Origin of the sequence: Frankia sp. Mgl5 (assembly GCF_023242985.1) — a bacterium.
GTDB lineage: Bacteria > Actinomycetota > Actinomycetes > Frankiales > Frankiaceae > Parafrankia > Parafrankia soli.
Window position 1 is genome coordinate 1 of record NZ_JALKFY010000210.1, and the last position, 257, is coordinate 257.

Sequence of the window (257 nt, forward strand, 5' to 3'; positions counted from 1 at the left end):
GAACAAGCTTGGCTCCGCCATCATCGTGCTGGGTTCCGCAGAAGGAGACAAGGTTAATCTAGTGGCCGGAGTGACCAAAGATCTGATGGATCAAGGCTACCATGCCGGCAAAATTATCAAGGAAGTGGCAGCCCGCTGCGGCGGTGGAGGTGGCGGACGTCCCGACATGGCCCAGGCAGGCGGCAAGGACGCTTCCAAACTGCAGGAAGCTTTGGCTCTGGTCACCGAGCTTGTACAAAACCAGGTGGTGTCGAAAT

At 57.2% G+C, this 257-nt stretch carries 1 protein-coding gene; it reads left to right on the forward strand.

Annotated features, from left to right (window positions below):
* On the forward strand, nt 1-257 hold a 257-nt coding region (locus tag MXD62_RS09045; protein WP_248828925.1), incomplete at both ends, for a DHHA1 domain-containing protein.